The organism is Mastigocoleus sp. MO_188.B34 (assembly GCF_030065675.1).
Taxonomy (GTDB): domain Bacteria; phylum Cyanobacteriota; class Cyanobacteriia; order Cyanobacteriales; family Nostocaceae; genus Mastigocoleus.
The window spans coordinates 1-19,194 of the sequence record NZ_JASJDK010000050.1 but is presented as its reverse complement, the minus strand read 5'-3'; the positions used below and the strand labels follow the sequence as shown (position 1 = coordinate 19,194).

Here is a 19,194-nt window from a genome sequence, read left to right as displayed (position 1 = left end):
ATAAATTCTTCTTTGCAGTATATTTGCTCTATAAAGTAGTTCTCAGTGTTGTACGGACGTTATCCGCGTTAGTGCATTAACTAAATATTTTGCAGAACATTACAGCGATTTGCAGGTCGTTGAGGTGCAGGAAAAAAATAGAAGTCAGACGTAAAGGTAAAGGGTATTTCTACTCCTGTCTTCTGTCTTCTGACTCCTGAGTTCTGCTATAAATGTCAAAAAAATCAATGGAATCGATAAAGTCAAAAATCTGTTGTTTGGTTTCCTTTGCTTGCTGTTCAATATTCTCAAAGCCTTTGCTATCTTTAAGATAATTTTGCTTGCTAACTACATACAAAAAATTATGTTTCTTAAAAATTAATAGTCCTCGGTAAGCATTTTTTTTCGCACCCGAACCATTACTTTCTTGATGAGGAACTGTCGCTACATCTGGCATATAAATTAAGATAAAATATGCCCCTGACATTACTTGTTCGATAAATTCACTGTACTCCACTTTAGACTTGGGTAAATTAGCGACTATTCCCCAAGGTACATACTTGTCTAAAAGAACATGGGGTAAATACTCCTTGAGCCCCAAAGACTGAATTTTTTTAGCTTGTTTCTGAGAAATAGAATAATAATCAATTCTGAGCAAAGTACCAAAATTATCAGAAAACTCGACCATTCCTTCTTGAAACTGAAGTTTCCCACCTTTATCAACCCGAACGGGAATTTCTAAACGAAAATTACCCAGGGGTGAACTATAAAATTTGTCATGAAAGTTTTCCAAAATAATGGTTTCATATTCATCATCAACATAAGATGTTTCTGCTTCTTTAATCGCCGCTATCACCTCATCGATTAATTCTCCAGCTTCAGTTTCTTCTACTCCTAAGGTTTTTTGGAATTCCTTGAGTAAAGTCATTTTTGATAGTGGAATAGAGAACGTTTCCTCATCTACCAATACAGAAACGCCCACACCAAAAGCATCCAGTACTAATTCTTCACCAATATATTTATTTGCCGTATTAAAAACTACTCCTAATTCTTCATCTTCGGCAATTTCTAAAACTCGATCAAGAATATCCAACAAATCTTCATTGGAGTATTCTTCAAAAATGTCAAACTCCCATAGGACATCAGCGAGAAAGTCAACATCTAATTCATCAAGGGAAGTATCAGCTGCAGCGACCACAACTGCGATCGCTGCGACGGCTTCTTCTGCTGTCAGTTCTTCAGAGGATACCCCAACTGCATGAAATATGTCGTCATACTGCGCCATAACTGCTCCCTGCGTCAATATCTTGATGATGATAGTCGATTAATGCCATCAATGGGTAGTTTAGCAATGCAGCAATATTTATTTTGATTTATTTTGTTTATTGCTGGAGCTTAAAGATGCTAACTCCATGCACTTAACTGCTTTTGAGCAATTATATTAATTTAAAGAACTTAACAATTTCGGGCACAATTCGCTTACATTCTTTTACTAATTTACTATCTGGTGGTCTTTGTGCCACCGTTCCAATAATAATTTTGATTGCAGTCCGGGCTACTTTCTTTACTTGCGTCTCTGCTGGGTTTTGACTGGCTAATGCAAGATTTAATATTTGTTCTAATACTTCGGTTTTATCTTCAGTTCTTAGCTCAACATCATTCTCAATAATTGTTTTGAGTCGATTTAATAACTCTTTGATTCCTGATTTTTCATCAGAAAATGATTTATCTGGTAAATCTTCAATGATTTCATTAATTTTTTTTACTGAGTATAATTCATTTTCTTGGATACTATATTTAATTTCCTTAATCTCCTTAAGGAGTTTTTGTGCTTCTATTAATATTGTATCTAAACGTTCTATTTTATCCTCAATAACTACAGTTTTGATAAATGTATTGTTATGAAAAAAATCTGGAATTTCATTTGCGGTTTGATTATATTCTTTTATCTGATTTAATATTGGAGTTTTATTTGTTTTTTCTTTATAGCTAATGGTTGAATTAATTTGAGTTAAAAGTTGATTTAATATTTGTGCAGAGCTAATTCCCAAGTTTTGTAAAATTCTTAAGGAAACTCCTTCTCCCTCACGAATTAAAGCCAATAATAGATGTTGAGTATCTACATATTTTTGATTTGATTGGCTAGCTTCATGATAAGAAAGTTTAATTACGTTGCTAGCCCTTTGAGTAAAAGGTGCTTCACCTACAAAAGAACCAGAACCTCTACCAATACTTTTTTCTACCTCTGTTCGGGCATCTTTAAGAGTTATACCTAAAGATTTTAAGAGATTGGCAGCAACTCCCTTTTCTTCCGCAATGATTCCTAATAATATACTTTCGGTGCCGACAAAATTATGACCTAATCTTCTTGCTTCCCCTTGGGCAAGTATAATTGCTTGTTTTGCTTTATCAGTAAAATTTTCCAAATTATTTGCTCCTAAAATGACCATATAATTTACAGATAATCAATGATAACGAGAACAAAAAATTAGAGTCTTTTGATATTTTTGTTTTGCTTAATTTTTAATGATTTTCCAGAGATTATATTTTTGAGTTATTAATATTGAATGAGATTAAAATCAAGCTTTCTGCATTGTTCATAACCAGTTATACTTAACTTATAAATTGTGATGGATAGAGTATTTTCACAGATAGTGAATATTAATTCTGTATTAATTTTTATTTTTATTTTGGTTTTTTCTTGTTTGTAAAGCAAGGTTTTAGCTAGGCGAATAAGGTAACGACCTGAAATTACGTATAATCTAAATTTTGCTATAACATTTACCCTACAAAGCATATTTTGTGGTGAATTCACCTATCACTTCTATTTTGATGCAGTGGGGGACAATAAATTCAAGCTTGACGAATGCGAGCACCATTATGAATTGAGGAATTTCTCAAAAACCATGCTTTTAAAATTTGAATTAAATTAAAGATAAGGCGAACGGTTAATAAATAGACAGACTAGCTTTCATAAGCTGTTTTGGAATACATCTAAATAATCAGTGCGTTTACTAGCATAGGTAATTACTGATGGTTAAAACATCTCAGTATCAACTATCTGAAGATTCTCAAGAACAATCCCTTGTCCTTTGGTTTAACGAAATTGGCATCAATGATATTGAGTTAGTTGGCGGTAAAAATGCATCCTTGGGAGAAATGATTCAGCAATTAACCCCTCAAGGTGTAAATGTTCCCGCTGGTTTTGCTACTACAGCCCATGCATTCCGCTATTTTATTGAGTCGGCTGGTTTAAAAGAGCAATTGCGATCGCTATTTGCCGATCTAGATGTGGAGGATGTCAATAATTTACGACAAAAAGGACGAAAAGCAAGGGATTTACTGTTGCATACCCCGTTTCCTCAGGAATTAAGAACTGCGATCACCCAAGCTTATGAAGTTTTATGCGCGCAGTACAACCCAGATACGGATGTAGCCGTTCGTTCCAGTGCAACAGCAGAAGATTTACCAGATGCAAGTTTTGCAGGACAGCAAGAAACTTATTTAAATGTGAGGGGTGTACGAGGGGTTCTAGCTGCTTGTCATCGCTGTTTTGCTTCCTTATTTACCGACCGTGCGATTTCCTATCGTCACACTAAGGGGTTCGATCATCTTAGCATCGCTCTGGCTGTGGGCGTACAAAAAATGGTGCGCTCCGATCTAGCATCCTCTGGAGTGATGTTTTCCATCGATACTGAAACAGGTTTCCAAAATGCAGCTTTGATTACTGCTGCTTATGGTTTAGGGGAAAATGTAGTTCAAGGTGCGGTTAATCCCGATGAATATTATGTTTTCAAGCCAACTTTAAAAACCGGTCATAGTCCAATTTTAGATAAGAAGTTGGGCAGTAAAGAATTACAAATGGTTTATGATGACGGCTCCAAGTTTACCAAAAATATCCCAGTCCCTGGCGTATTGAGAAACAGGTTTGTTCTCAATGATAATGAAATTTTACAGTTGGGGCGTTGGGCTTGTTTAATTGAAGACCATTATTCCCAAGTTCGCGGTACCTATTCCCCTATGGATATTGAATGGGCTAAAGATGGTATTACCAATCAATTATTTATTGTCCAAGCCCGTCCAGAAACCGTACAGTCACAAAAAAACCAAACTGTTTTGCGGAATTATCGTTTTCGAGGAATAGGGGACAAGGGACAAGGGATAAGGGACAGGGGAGAAGAAAATATTAATAGAGAACAGGGGAGTATACCCCCTCCTTTAGTTACTGGACGAGCAGTAGGGGAAGCGATCGCTCACGGTAAAGTCAAGGTAATTTTAGATGTAGCAAGAATAGACCGGTTTGAAAATGGTGATGTATTAGTAACGGATAGAACTGACCCGGACTGGGAACCAGTCATGAAACGCGCAAGTGCAATTGTCACAAATTCTGGAGGAAGAACTTGTCATTCAGCAATTATCGCCAGGGAATTAGGAGTTCCTGCAATTGTTGGGTGTAATGATGCGACAGAAGTTTTAAAAACAGGTCAAGAGGTAACTGTTTCCTGTGCTGAAGGTGAGGAAGGAAAAGTCTATCCCGGTTTAATACCATTTGAAATTGAAGAAAATAATATAGAAAATTTACCCCGCACTCGTACCCAAATTTTAATGAATGTGGGTAATCCTCAAGAAGTTTTTAGTTTATCAGCAATTCCTAGCGATGGAGTCGGTTTGGCGCGGACGGAGTTTATTATCGCTAACTACATTCAAACCCACCCAATGGCATTACTTTACTTCGATAGTTTAGAAGATGAGTTTGCCAAAACCAAAATTGCTCAAATGACGGCGCTCTACAATGATAAACCCAGCTACTTTGTAGAAAAATTAGCCCAAGGTATTAGTAGAATTGCTGCCACATTTTATCCTAAACCAGTCATCGTGCGTATGTCCGACTTCAAAAGTAATGAATACGCAAATTTATTGGGAGGAAGACAATTTGAACCCAAGGAAGAAAACCCAATGCTAGGCTGGCGGGGAGCAGCCCGCTATTATGATGAAGGCTACAAGGAAGGTTTTGCTCTGGAATGCAAAGCCATTAAACAAGTCAGGGAAAAAATGGGTTTAACTAACGTTATTCCAATGATTCCTTTTTGCCGTACTCCCGAAGAAGGACGTTTAGTACTGGCGGAAATGGCACATAATGGTTTGCGTCAGGGTGAAAATGGCTTGCAAGTATATGTAATGTGTGAGTTACCCAATAATGTGATTCTGGCTTCCGAATTTGCGAAAATATTCGATGGGTTTTCGATTGGTTCTAATGATTTAACCCAACTGACTTTAGGAATAGATAGAGATTCGGCTTTGGTCGCCGGGTTATTTGATGAACGTAGCCAGGGTGTAAAGCAAATGATACTTTTAGCAATCCAAGCAGCGAAAAAGCATAACCGTAAAATAGGAATTTGTGGTCAAGCACCCAGCGATTATCCAGAATTTGCCAGATTTTTAGTTGAAGCTGGAATTGACTCTATCAGTCTCAACCCAGATTCGGTATTGAAAAATATCTTAGAAATTGCTGAAGTGGAAAAAGAAATTGGAGGTTAACAACAATAATAGACACCTCCCTTGGAGGATATTATCCAGAAAGTCTTAATCGGTAGGTAATACAGCTTAAAAAAAAACCCAAAATATAATTGATTTTTTGCCATTAGTTAAAAAGTAAATCCGAGAAATAATAGTCAGTGCTATCCTACTTAAACACCCTGCAGATAAAAATCACTAATTACAGTTATCAGTTAACAGTTGACTGTTGAAAGTGAAAAATAATTATTAGTATCTTGCCCATCTCCAGGATGAAGTGCGACAAAAAAGCTGTTTTTGTCAATTACTGCTGCGCTGTGATTCCTTTTGAAATATTGATTTCTTTGGAGTGAAGGCAAGAGATCCTATTCCCATGTTTTAAGAGGATGTTTTCAAAACACCATTGAAAACTAATGGCAAATTATCAGCAATCGATAACAAATGACTAAGAAATGGTTTTGGATCGGCATAGCCGGTATATTTATACTTTCATTTGCTATACGCTTTTGGGAACTGGAAAGGTTTAATACTTTAGTATTTGATGAAGTGTATTATGCAAAATTTGCCCATAACTATCTCAATAATGTCCCATTTTTTGATGGTCATCCACCCTTAGGCAAATATATTATCGCCATTGGTATTTGGTTGGGCGATCTGCTCCCATTCGGGAAAGATACTGTCAACGGATTAACCGGTGCAACGCGATCGCCTTGGAGTTATCGCTGGATAAATGCTTTTTGTGGTGCATTTATTCCTCTCATTGTGACAGCAATTACTTATCAAGTAAGTAGGCGGAGAATTTTTGCTCTCGTAGCTGGCTTATTTACCGCCTGTGATGGCATTTTTCTTGTAGAGTCACGTTATGCCTTAATTAATCAGTACTTGGTCATTTTTGGATTATTGGGACAATTATGTTTATTATTAGCCTTAAATAGTTATCAAAAGAAACGAATTATTTGGCTGCTAGTTTCCGGTGTTGCTTTTGGAGCTTCCGCAGCTACTAAATGGAATGGTTTATTTTTTCTATTGGCAGTTTATCTTTTATGGGGAATTGTTTGGTTATTTCAATTTCTGTCGAGATTTAACTTTAAGAAGTTAGGATTACAGCTAGAAGATGATTTACAAAGATTTCTTGAATTAGGTTTTTTTAAGTGGTTATGGTATTTACTATTTGCTCCTGACAGATTAGATAGAGCGAGGGACGTTCGGTATTTTCGTAGGGGTTATATTCATCCCCTGCAAAACTTAACTCAGTTTGGTGTCGGGCAAATGGTAATCTTTTTTGGTATTTTACCTGTCATCGTTTACAGCATAATTTGGGTTCCACATTTATTATTAAATACGAAATTTGGGTTTATTGAAGTCCATCAGCGAATTTGGCAATTTCATCATCGCCTGGGTGGTAATGATTCAGACGTACATCCCTATTGTGCAGCTTGGTATAAGTGGCCCCTAATGATACGCCCGATCGCTTATTTTTATCAGAGAGCACAGTCGGTTGAAGATCCTTTACCTGTGATGGGACCACACTTAAATGAAGTCAATGGGAAAATAATTTATGATATCCACGCCATGGGAAATCCTTTACTGTGGTGGTTGGGTTTAGTAGCTTTATTTTTTCTCCTAATAGTCCTAATTGCCCAAATATTAATTCCTTGGTTTGAAGAAAAGCGCTTTCCCTATACTGCTAACTTCAGTGTGGATATTTGGATTGCTTTATATTTACTGGTCAATTATGCCGCTAATTTATTACCTTGGGTGACAGTAAATCGCTGCGTATTTATTTATCACTATATGTCATCGGTAATATTTGTATTTATGGCATTTGCGTGGTTAGTAGAATGCTGTATCAGTAGCTATTACAAGGAAACTCGTGCTCTTGGCGTAACACTTACTTTCCTGGTGATTGCTGCTTTTATTTTTTGGCTACCACTATACTTGGGTTTACCACTTTCTGCCGAAGATTATAAATTAAGAATGCTATTTGATTCCTGGATTTAATTTATCATTACTGACGGCAAGTAGTCTGTGTGACATAAATATACACAGAATTTTATTTTAGGTTTGGAAATTTTTTGTGAAAAGTCAGTATAGCTACATTGATTAATATGACAGTCCTAAAAACTCCATAATCAAGATTTCTATTTTTACTACAAGATTCTTTAGCCAATAATTGTCTATATATATCCGTAATTACACTATAGTATAATATTTATTTTTTCGTAGAAATGGTACTTTCATCCAGGACTTTTCTGGATAAAGTCAATATTTGTATTGAACTCCTACAAATTATTTTTATTAGTATATGTTTTTTTAAATTTCTCAATATATACAAAGGTATACAATCAAATTTGATTCATATTTTTTATCTGTATAAAGCTTAGCTGTTTGTTAAAATTTAAACTATAATTAAACACGAAAGTAGATTCTATTCAAAATATTGAAAGCTAAATAACAGTAATTAATGTAATTTTATAAGCACATTAATTTAACTCTTGTAAGTCTAGTTTTGAAAGCTCTACTTAATTTTTTATATATTGTTTTAATATTTGATTAGTCTAGACTTTAATATTAATTTATTTTCAATAATCAAGGTTCAAATATTAAATGAAATTTGACATTTACTAATTATTAGCAATAAGGATTATTGTCATGCTTATCAGTAGTTAATTTGCTCATTTATCTTCGGATTAAATCTTAGATATTTCTTTAGATATTTCTAAAGTTAAATAGTAAAAACATAAATCCATATTGACATAAGGCTAAAATTTTATTGACCAAAAGTTTTTTATACTTTTCATATATAGACTTATTTGATATTAAATTTCACTTTATAAATTTATTTATTCCCAGTATTTAATTATTAAACTCTCGACATTAGTAATATCAAATTCTAGTAAATATTAGTTTGAAATCAAATCAACGTAGTAAATATGTTGTATTAAATAGTAAAACTTCAACAACTAGATTTAGTGCCAATCAAGTAAGTAAAATTTATACATAGGGAAGATTGATTATGAGTCACCTAGAATTTCAAGAAACTAAATTTCATGATATTCAAACTCAAAAGAATAACTCTCAAGATGTAAGATTAGTAGAACTAGCAGAAAAACCCATTAATCGTAATAATAAAATTCAACCCCATGGAGTATTACTAGTATTACGAGAAACAGACTTAAAAATTTTACAAGTTAGCACAAATATTACAGAAATTCTCAACATTGAACCGAATCAGGTACTCGATAAAAGTCTTGAAGAATTACTAGATCCTTTTCAAATAGAGAATATCAAAAAGGGATTATTAGAAGAAAGTATAGATCTGATTAATCCCAGTAAAATTTGGATGCGCAAAAAAGGTGATGATTATGCAGTTTTTGATGCTATTTTTCACCGCAATCCTCAAGGGTCTTTGATTTTAGAATTAGAACCAGCTTTTTCTCAAGAGAATATTCCATTTTTAAGTTTTTATCATCTGGCAAAAGCATCAATTAGTCGTTTAGAAGAAACAGCTAATCTGGAAGATTTCTGTCAAATTATTGTCCAAGAAGTCCGAAAAGTAACAGGTTTCGACCGAGTTATGCTGTATAAATTTGATGAAGATGACCATGGTAGCGTCATTGCAGAAGAAAAGATTGATAGCTTAGAACCTTATTTAGGTTTACATTATCCAGAGTCAGATATTCCTAAACCAGCAAGAAAACTATTTTGTGCGAATTGGATTCGATTCATTCCCAATAGCCATGCAACAAATGTAGACCTAATTCCTAGTATCAATCCAACAGTTGAAAGCGCTACAGATTTAACTAATTCTATCCTTAGAAGTGCTTCCCCATGCCACATAGAATATTTGCACAATATGGGTGTTGGTGCTTCTTTAACTATTTCTTTGGTCAAAGAAGGTAGACTTTGGGGATTGATTGCTTGTCATCACCAACAACCTAAATATGTTTCTTATGAACTGCGAAAAGCCTGCGAATTTTTGGGAAGAGTAATATTTTCAGAAGTTTCAACAAGGGAAGAAACAGAGGATTATGATTACCGTATGAGACTGACATATATTCAATCCACATTGATTGATTATATGTCTCAATCAGAAAATTTTATTGATGGTTTAGTTCAACAACAACCAAATATTCTTGACCTGACTAGCGCTCAAGGTGCAGCTATTTGTTTTGGTGGAAATTGGACTACAGTGGGTGAAACACCAACAATAGAAGAATTAAATTTTTTAGTTGGATGGTTGAAAAATAATGTAGCAACAGAAATCTTTTATACTGATTCACTCCCACGCATTTATCCCGATGCAGAAAAATTTAAAAACGTTGCAAGTGGATTGTTAGCTATTCCCATTTCTCAACGTAATTATGTATTGTGGTTCCGACCAGAAGTTATTCAAACTGTCAACTGGGGGGGGGATCCTAATCAACCTTACGATCTCAAACAAGAACAGGATAATTTACAACTATGTCCCCGTAAATCTTTTGATTTGTGGAAACAAACCGTTCAATTAACTTCTTTACCCTGGCGAGCTGTTGAAGTTAAAGCTGCATTAGAATTACGTAAAGCAATAGTTAATATTATTCTGCGTCAAGCAGATGAATTAGCACTATTAGCTGCTGACTTAGAACGTTCTAATGGAGAGTTAAAAAAGTTTGCTTATGTTGCTTCCCATGATTTACAGGAACCCCTCAATCAAGTAGCCAATTATGTGCAATTACTAGAAATGCGCTACAAACAATCACTAGATGAAGACGCAGATGAATTCATTAATTATGTGGTTGAGGGTGTTAGCTTGATGCAGACCCTAATTGATGACGTCCTAGCCTATTCTAAGGTGGATATGCAAGTCGGTAATTTTCAGCGAACTGAGGTGGGAAAAGCTTTGGAACGTGCATTGAATAACTTGCGGGGACGCATTTCTCAAAGTGAAGCAGTAATTAACTGTCCAGATCTACCAATTATCTTGGCAGATGGAACCCAATTAATGCAGCTATTCCAAAACCTTATTAGTAACGCGATCAAATTCCGTAGCGAAAAACCTGTGGAAATTGATATTAATGCTTCCCGTCTTGAAGATGAATGGTTATTCAGCGTTAAAGATAATGGTATTGGTATCGATCCTCAGTTTAGCGATCGCATATTCATAATTTTTCAACGCCTACATGCTCGGGATGAATACCCAGGTACGGGTATGGGATTGGCTATATGCAAAAAAATTGTTGAATGTCATCGGGGACGAATTTGGGTAGAATCCCAACTTGGAGAAGGTGCTACATTCTACTTTACAATTCCAGTCGGAGGAGGGAAAATACGCGATCGTGAATGGAGAAATAGAAATCAGTAAAAAAATAATCTTTTTGGTAGAAGACAACAAAGCAGATATTAGGTTAATTCAAGAAGCACTCAAACATAGCTCCGTACCCCATGAAATAATTACAGTTAGGAATGGGATGGATGCAATGGCTTACTTGCGCAAAGAAGGAGACTATGCGGAAGCAATTCGTCCCGACCTGATTTTGTTGGACTTAAATCTACCAAAAAAAGATGGTAGAGAGGTCTTAGCTGAAATCAAAAGCGACCCCGACCTCAAGCGTATTCCTGTAGTTGTTTTAACCACATCTCGCAATGAAGATGATATTTTTCAAAGCTACGACTTACATGTAAATTGTTACATTACCAAATCTCGTAATATTAGTGAACTATTCCAAATTGTCAAGGGAATAGAAAGTTTTTGGTTTTCGATTGCAACTTTACCATTGCATTGAAAAAGACAGGGAACAGAGAACAAGAAACAGGAAACAGGGAAAGATAATCTTGATGACAAATGACAAATGACAAATTATGTTAGGAAGCTCAGTTAACATCTTATTAATAGAAGATAATCTTGCAGACGCAAGATTTTTACATGAGGTGCTGAAGCAACCTAAATTCAAGAATTTTAGTTTGTTTCATGTTAAACGATTAAAAGAAGCTCTAAATCTTTTAGAAAAATCTTCACAAGTTTCTGTCTGTTTTGATGTTATTTTGCTGGATTTAACTCTTCCAGACAGTCAAGGACTTGATTCTTTACAACCCCTAATGGAATGTGATGCTAACTTACCAATTGTCGTACTAACAAATACTAACGACAATGAATTAGCGATAGAAGCTGTAAGACAAGGAGCACAAGATTATTTAGTTAAACGTCAGGTAAATGATGATTCTCTTTTACGTTCTTTGAGATATGCAATCGAACGCAAGCAAACTCTTGAAAGTTTAAATACCCTAAATCAAACACTCAAAGAAGAAGTTGATAAATGTACTTTAGAACTAGTCAAAGCCCAAGAACTTAATCAGTTTAAATCTGAATTTGTTTCGATTTTGTCTCATGATATTCGTAATCCCCTAAATACCATTCTTCTAACTGCAGGATTATTACAAAATAGTGACGAACAATTATCTAAAGAAAAAAAATTAACCCATTTTCAAATGATTCGCTCTGCGATCAAAAATATGGCTTTACTATTAGATGAGGCTTCATTTATTGGTAAAGCTGATACGGGTAGACTTAGATGTCAAATTTCTCCGTTAGACTTACAAGATTTCTGTAGTGAAATTATCAAGGGTATCAAAATAAGTGCTAAATATAGGAATATTCACATCACATCTATTCTTCCTGAAATAGATTTTGAAGTGTTTTCTGACGAAAACTTATTGCGACATATTTTAGATAATTTACTCACCAACGCTGTTAAATATTCACCCCCTGGTAGCACAGTTCACTTTGAACTCAACTTTACAGAAGAGTCTATAATATTTTTGATCCAAGACTGGGGTATTGGTATTCCGAACCAAGAACAACAGCAACTATTTCAACCTTTTTATCGAGCTTCTAATATTGGTATGATCCCTGGTACTGGTTTGGGATTATCAATTGTAGCAAAGTGTGTTGATGCACTGCAGGGTGAAATAGAATTTAATAGCCAAGTAGATTTAGGTACAAAATTTATTGTTAAGCTACCATTGGTCAAAGTTTAAATTTTTAATTATTTTACACTTCTATTTTCTCAACTTTTGCACTATCTAGACTCAATAAATCTCTAATTTCTTCTAGCATTTTTTCAACCTCATTGTAGTTAGAGTTACGATACAAAAGGATTTTTTTCTTGGAATCGAGAACAAGATTAAGTTTATGAGTCCCAGTGTCATAATCATCACTTTCCGATTCAATAGATAAATTAAAATTATTACCAAGGGAATACTTATTTTTTTTGAACCAAAAAACCATAAACTTTAGAACTATTAGGTCTCCAGATTCACGATCAAAAATCATTTTTTCGTAGAATGGCTTCGATTCTAAAAGCGAACAGATGACAAAGAGAAAGAAGCCATAAAATATCATAACTCTTACTTTCCCTGAATTCACTTCATGGGACAAGTGGTCTGTTTGCGTATTTTCGGAAATTGTTTCTTCTGAATATGTCAGCAAATTATTAATATATCTACCGGCTTTTTCTACTTCGTTTTGAAGTTTTTTTAGATTATCAAGTTTAAGTTCTTTCCTTTGAGATTTATGTTGATTTGGATAAACAAAAGAAGATAATTGAATCGTTTCAGGCTTATTGCTTGCTATTATCTTCGTCAATGCTTCCGACTTAGTTTGCTTGTTTTCAGTTTTATCCCCTTGAATCATATTATCTTTAAATTCACATTCAAGGGATTGCAAATTTAAATGAGCGCAATTGGATTTAAGTTCTTTTTGTTTTAATTCATCAGATTTAAAAAGTGGGTAGAGTAAAAAAGGTGCGACGATAATTGAAATTAGAGCATAAAAGCCAGTTCTATTGACATAAATAGTCAGTTTTTCAGATGCTTTTTGAATAGTAGTCATGATTTTTGATGGTTAATAAATATCCGTTGATAATTTAGCAGAATAACTAATTAAAAATATCAGATTAGTATTCAGGTTTAAATTTTAAGTGAGATTATATATTGTAATTTTTCTATATATTGAATTATTTACACTCAAAAATTTATAATTTATTGAGAATCCATAATTTATGAATTTCCCTCATAATCACTACAAAAAATTTTATGATTTTGTTTGGTTTCTATTTGATTTTTACAACTATTTAAGTTTTGATATGGCTACCTAAAACTTAATTAGACTAAGTTTAATTTGATTAAGTTTTACTATTGCACAAACCAAACTACTGTATTGAAAATTACTGTATTGGAAATTACTTTTTGGACACTATTTAAACTCACATAGCTGCTGTTTAATATTTTGCCCAACGTAAACTATTCCCATCTTTTAAAAGCCTTACCATATACTCCATTATGGGGACTATTCAATGAGAAAGGTGCAAAAAATAGCACCATAAGTTCTATATGTGCAGCATCAATTTCTATATTTAATGCCTCTTATTTGTTTTAATTCATCGGTTTATTTGCTAAGGCTTTCGCATTAGCACCCACTAAAAAATACTCCCTTTTTGTTGGGGATTATCTCGTCCAAAATTCTCTGGTTCATGAAATTTTAAGTCACTTGCACCTGTTAAAGTCACTCAGGCTTTCAGGAGCAATATCATAATACTAGGTAAATTGGCAAAAAGCACGCCTATTATCAAAAAATCCTCCAATTAGTATAGTCCGCAGATCACTTGAATAATCTACAAGTTTAATAATTCAAGTACTACATAAAAGGTAAAACAAGAATTTAGATAATTGCTGGCTAAAATACGATTAATTACTAACTACATACCTGTAATTCCGGTAAATACAACCTGATCTTAACTGAGGAACAAATTTAAAATTCCAATTGTAAATCTCTCATTAGACTTGAAATTGTCTCAGGATCGCCCTGGGAATAGTAACCACCATTCAATTGAGCTATCCGTTGCAGCACATCAGAATTGAATTCTCCGTCTTCTCCATAACCAACGGTTAAAAAAGTAATCCTTTTCTCACTATTGAATCCACTACTTTTCAGTTCTTTCTCCAAATCTTGGAGCGAAATCTTTGACTCAGAGTCTTCCCCATCAGTTAGTACAAGAACAGCATTAATTGTATCCGAGCGGAGATTTTGTTGTAACCAATTACGTGCATAAATTGCAGCGTCATATAATGCGGTTCCACCATCGGCTTTTAAACTACCAATAAATTGCAAAGCTTTTTCCTGTCCTTTCTGACTTGCATCCACAATTACAGGACGTCTAACTGCAGAATCAAAATCAATTAGAGCAATTTTTTCTTTTGGTCCCAGATTACTTGTGTAAGTTTGAAGAGTATTTTGAACTGCAGGTAACTTATTTCCCAACATTGAAGCAGAGGAGTCAATAACCACAGCAACCAAAGAAGGTTTTTTCGCTGTTTTTTGCCAAGAATTCAGCATAGCTTCAACAACAGAGGGTTTTGGTGGACCCAAAGAATCATATTTTGCTTGTGCTCGAACGCCAAATTCTGGAGAGAATTTTGCACCTAGAGCAACTCCAGGTATACCTGGACGCAGACCTAAATTAGTTGCAATTTCTTGAATTTCGGGAGAACGGAAATATTCAATAACTTGTTCTGCAGCTGCTTTTTCATCTGCACTTACCCAAGGAGCATTAGGTACAATCGCTCGCATATTAGAAGTAAAAGTTGACTTGGGATACACTGCTTGATAACGATTTTTCCCTGGTTGTAAATTAGAATTAGCAGAAATAACTGAAGACTCATATACAGAACCGACAGAAGCCCAAGAAGGACCATTTTTAACCATAGCTTTTGCTAAGGAGCTAGTAGAAGAACCGTATCGAGTAATTTTACTTTGAATTTTCTTGACTTGCGGTTGATATTTTTGCACATCTGCGACTGTCATTTTTTCTGGTGATTTACCAGAAACGGCTGCAAATTGTGCAACTAAAGCTTGTAAACCAGAATTGGAACGAGTAGGTGCTGTGTGGACGTAATGTACTTTGCTTGATGGACTTGAAGAATGAATATCCTGGTGAGTTTTTGCTTTAGCCAGAGATTGAAACTGATTATTTACTTTCTGTAAACCCTTGGCGATATCAGAGCGTGCCATAAATACCATAGGGCTATTTGCCAACATCGGTGAATCAGTTATTTCGGGAATATACTTTTGACCAGGAAATAATTTATTAACTCGATAAATTAATTGATTTTGATAAATTTCACCATCAACAGAGACTATTGTTGGAAACTCTTCTGCATCCGCTTGAAGAACACCATTCTTGAGCTTAGTTGCAAGACCCACCACTTTAGTAACAACATCACCGCTACCTTCTGCTTCACAGTAAACTTTAAACTTTGTCCCATTACTTAACTCGGGTCGTGTGTCATTGAATTTTTGTGTAGCTTCCTGACAAAATTCACCTAAAGCACTGCCGACTAGCAGCTTAATCTTTAACCCAGGAAAGTTATCTGCTGCATAGTTATTGCTTTCTTCTGTTGTGCAAGCTGTAAGGAGAAAGACACTTAAGACTATCGTAAAAAAATTAATGGATAGATGTTTTTTTTTATTCATAGTAGCAAGTATATAAAGGCAGATAGATCATCCCTAAAAAACGTCAAAAATAAAACCAAGTAAACACTTAGAAAAATATCTGTAATTACAAAAAAATCAAGATACTAACTGATGCTTTATTTACTTGCCAGTGCTATATACAACTAAATCAACAATAATTTGTGAGGAGAATAATAATTTGAGAGTATGACAAAATGCGTGATTGGTAATACTAGCAATTTTGATGTGTCAAAAGTAATATTACTGAGATACAATTAAGTTTGCAAACCAAGTATTGATACTTGCACGTGCGGTTTTATCTTTCATTCGTTTCTGCGTCTATGATTTGGTATTAAAACCAATATTGAAAATCTATGGTTTTAGTATTTAAGTTTTTGATGTACGCCTAAAATCAGTGAAAACCACTGCTAATTCCAGCTTAAAAATGCGACAAAGAAGTAATAATTGCAGAGTAAGCTAACATTTTGTTGCAAACAAATAAATCCCTACCGGGTAAGCATATTTTTGTGTCATGATTGCAAACTAGAAAACATATTTCTTTGAAATCACAGGGAATCTCAAATGGCTCTCCGACTAGGTGACACAGTACCGAATTTTACCCAAGCTTCTACCCATGGAGAAATCAATTTTTATGATTGGGCTGGTGATAGTTGGGTTGTTTTATTCTCACACCCAGCAGACTACACACCTGTTTGCACTACCGAGTTAGGAACCGTTGCCAAGCTTAAGCCAGAATTTGATAAGCGTAATGTTAAGGCTGTGGCTTTGAGTGTTGATGATGTTGACTCCCATAATGGTTGGGCTGTTGATATCGAAGAAACCCAAAGTACTAAACTTAATTATCCCATTTTGGCAGATCCTGACCATAAGGTTTCCGACCTTTACGATATGATTCACCCCAATGCGAATGCTAAGGTGACCGTAAGGACGGTATTTATTATCGATCCCAATAAGAAACTACGACTAACTCTAACCTATCCTCCCAGCACCGGACGTAACTTTGATGAAATTTTGCGGGTAATTGATTCTTTGCAGTTGACAGACGATTACAGCGTTGCAACTCCTGCTGACTGGAAAGACGGTGATGATTGTGTAATTGTCCCCACACTCCAAGATCCAGATGTTCTCAAGGAAAAATTCCCCAAAGGATATGAAGTTGTCAAACCTTATTTAAGGATGACCCCTCAACCCAACAAGTAATAACACGTTTGTTTAACTGATGACTTGACTAATTTCGATACAATTAGCTGGTAATTGGTAATTGGTAATTGGTCATTGGTAATTGGTAATTAGTGTAGTAGTTAGTGGTAAGCATAGATCGTACCGCTAAATCTGATGCTGATTCCTCTTAGCACATTACCTATTACCCATTACCCATTTATTTACCTATCATTTAAATTATTGACCGCCTATTGACCGCCACAATAGGCCACAATTTTTATAGTAAATCTTCGCGTGGATATTATTTATGGATATTAAAGATGGTTTTGTTGGTACTGTTGGCAATACACCACTAATTCGCTTAAAAAGTTTCAGTGAAGAAACAGGTTGTGAAATTTTGGGAAAAGCGGAATTTCTCAATCCTGGAGGTTCAGTCAAAGACCGCGCCGCACTTTATATTATTCAAGATGCAGAAGAAAAAGGTTTACTTAAACCAGGTGGTACTGTTGTAGAGGGAACAGCGGGAAATACGGGTATTGGTTTAGCACATATTTGCAATGCTAAAGGTTATAAGTGTTTAATTATTATTCCTGAAACTCAATCACAGGAGAAAATGGATGCTTTGAGGGCATTAGGTGCTGAAGTTAGACCAGTTCCTGCGGTACCTTACAGGGATCCAAATAATTACGTTAAGCTTTCTGGTCGCATTGCATCGGAAATGGAAAACGCTATTTGGGCAAATCAATTTGACAATTTAGCTAATCGTCGCGCCCATTATGAGACTACAGGTCCAGAAATTTGGAAGCAAACCGATGGAAAAGTCGATGGTTGGGTAGCTTCAACTGGTACTGGTGGTACTTTTGCTGGTACGGCGATGTATCTTAAAGAGAAAAATCCTAATATCAAATGTGTAGTTGCGGATCCGATGGGCAGTGGTCTCTATAGTTACGTTAAAACGGGTGAAATCAAGATAGAAGGGAATTCAATTACTGAAGGGATCGGAAATAGCCGAATCACTGCAAATATGGAAGATGCACCCACCGATGATGCAATTCGGATCGATGACTCAGAAGCACTACGGGTTGTATATCAGTTACTTCGAAAAGATGGTTTATTGATGGGAGGTTCTACGGGTATTAATGTTGGTGCGGCTGTAGCATTAGCCAAACAGATGGGACCGGGACATACAATAGTCACAATTTTGTGTGATAGTGGTGCTCGATATCAGTCACGCATATTTAACCGTGAATGGCTAGCCTCAAAAGGTTTATCAGTTGACCCTTGATATTTTTAAGATTAAAAGATTTTTCTCTTTAAAGCACCTTTTAGCTTAAGCATAAAATGATGCCATGCTTAAAGCTTTGGTGCATTTCAAAATAAATTCATCTTATAAAAATTATTCATCTTATAAAAATTAAATACTATCAGTTAAGGCGGCACGATTTTTTTAATAGTTCATTTCTGATTCCTTCGATAAAATGACTCCTATGGGAACGGCATTATGAGTAGCATATCCCAACCATCCGACTCATCAAGACAAAATTCTTCGTCTTATCCTCAATGTGTGCGGGTGTGTGTCAATCGTACTTGTCGCAAACAAGGTGCAAAGTCGGTATTAGCAGCTTTTGAGGTTAGTACTGTTCCTGGAATAACAGTAATGGGGAGTGGTTGTTTGGGACAATGTGGTAATGGTCCGATGGTATTAGTATTGCCAGATATGACCTGGTATTGTGCAGTCCATCCCAGTCAAGTTCCATTAGTGATAGAAAAACATCTACTTGGTGGCGAAAAAGTCGAGCAGATGCTTTATCGTCGTTTTCATAAGAGTTAACAGTGTTAGCGTTCACCATACAGTTATTAATTACCGATTAACAGTGAACTGATAACTGATCAGCAATTCTCATTTTGAAAATTTCATGCAAACTATTGATAAAATTTACTAATAATTTGTCTTGAAAACCCTTTAGTCCGGTTCCATTTGCTTCCATTTTTTTTCGGGTTAAACGATTATTGGTCAAAATGAGAATTGC

At 35.1% G+C, this 19,194-nt stretch carries 11 protein-coding genes and 1 pseudogene; 8 read left to right on the top strand and 4 right to left on the bottom strand.

Annotation, left to right across the window (positions count from 1 at the left end; all coding sequences use genetic code 11):
* Positions 1-169 precede the first annotated feature (169 nt).
* Positions 170-1,264: a hypothetical protein gene (locus QNJ50_RS14075; protein WP_300636177.1), complete on the bottom strand. Its 1,095-nt coding sequence runs from the start codon at positions 1,262-1,264 to the stop codon at positions 170-172.
* A 727-nt stretch (positions 1,265-1,991) separates the two neighbouring features.
* Positions 1,992-2,429 (bottom strand): annotated as a pseudogene (locus QNJ50_RS14070) (Clp protease N-terminal domain-containing protein); the annotation flags it as partial.
* Positions 2,430-3,012: 583 nt separating this feature from the next.
* Between QNJ50_RS14070 and ppsA the strand changes: the two are divergent.
* The 5 genes from ppsA (at position 3,013) to QNJ50_RS14045 (ending at position 12,510) form a co-directional block, all read left to right on the top strand.
* Entirely contained in the window at positions 3,013-5,517 is a 2,505-nt protein-coding gene (gene ppsA / locus QNJ50_RS14065; RefSeq protein ID WP_300636175.1) for a phosphoenolpyruvate synthase, read from the top strand.
* Between the two features lie 417 nt (positions 5,518-5,934).
* Complete coding sequence (locus tag QNJ50_RS14060) at positions 5,935-7,494, top strand: phospholipid carrier-dependent glycosyltransferase (RefSeq protein ID WP_300636173.1); 1,560 nt, start codon at positions 5,935-5,937, stop codon at positions 7,492-7,494.
* 1,015 nt (positions 7,495-8,509) lie between these two features.
* A complete protein-coding gene (locus tag QNJ50_RS14055) occupies positions 8,510-10,837 on the top strand; it encodes an ATP-binding protein (RefSeq protein WP_300636171.1) in 2,328 nt (775 codons plus the stop codon).
* A gap of 13 nt (positions 10,838-10,850) precedes the next feature.
* The gene (locus QNJ50_RS14050; RefSeq protein ID WP_300636193.1) at positions 10,851-11,258 is read left to right on the top strand and encodes a response regulator; all 408 of its coding nucleotides are present in this window, start codon (positions 10,851-10,853) and stop codon (positions 11,256-11,258) included.
* A 76-nt stretch (positions 11,259-11,334) separates the two neighbouring features.
* Entirely contained in the window at positions 11,335-12,510 is a 1,176-nt protein-coding gene (locus QNJ50_RS14045; protein ID WP_300636169.1) for a hybrid sensor histidine kinase/response regulator, read from the top strand.
* Between the two features lie 13 nt (positions 12,511-12,523).
* Here QNJ50_RS14045 and QNJ50_RS14040 read toward each other — a convergent pair whose 3' ends face one another.
* Both QNJ50_RS14040 and QNJ50_RS14035 read right to left on the bottom strand, forming a co-directional pair.
* On the bottom strand, positions 12,524-13,363 hold the full coding sequence (locus QNJ50_RS14040; protein ID WP_300636167.1) for a hypothetical protein: 840 nt from the start codon (positions 13,361-13,363) through the stop codon (positions 12,524-12,526).
* A gap of 918 nt (positions 13,364-14,281) precedes the next feature.
* Positions 14,282-16,003 carry a VWA domain-containing protein gene (locus QNJ50_RS14035; RefSeq protein WP_300636165.1) on the bottom strand — a complete coding sequence of 574 codons (1,722 nt, stop codon included), beginning with the start codon at positions 16,001-16,003 and terminating at the stop codon, positions 14,282-14,284.
* 561 nt (positions 16,004-16,564) lie between these two features.
* Here QNJ50_RS14035 and QNJ50_RS14030 point away from each other — a divergent pair.
* The 3 genes from QNJ50_RS14030 to QNJ50_RS14020 all read left to right on the top strand — a co-directional run bounded on the left by QNJ50_RS14030 (position 16,565) and on the right by QNJ50_RS14020 (position 18,995).
* Complete coding sequence (locus QNJ50_RS14030) at positions 16,565-17,203, top strand: peroxiredoxin (protein WP_300636163.1); 639 nt, start codon at positions 16,565-16,567, stop codon at positions 17,201-17,203.
* A gap of 268 nt (positions 17,204-17,471) precedes the next feature.
* Positions 17,472-18,449 (top strand): cysteine synthase A, encoded by a 978-nt coding sequence (locus tag QNJ50_RS14025; protein WP_300636161.1) that lies wholly within the window; start codon positions 17,472-17,474, stop codon positions 18,447-18,449.
* Positions 18,450-18,665: 216 nt separating this feature from the next.
* Complete coding sequence (locus QNJ50_RS14020; protein WP_300636159.1) at positions 18,666-18,995, top strand: (2Fe-2S) ferredoxin domain-containing protein; 330 nt, start codon at positions 18,666-18,668, stop codon at positions 18,993-18,995.
* The last annotated feature ends 199 nt before the right edge of the window (positions 18,996-19,194 follow it).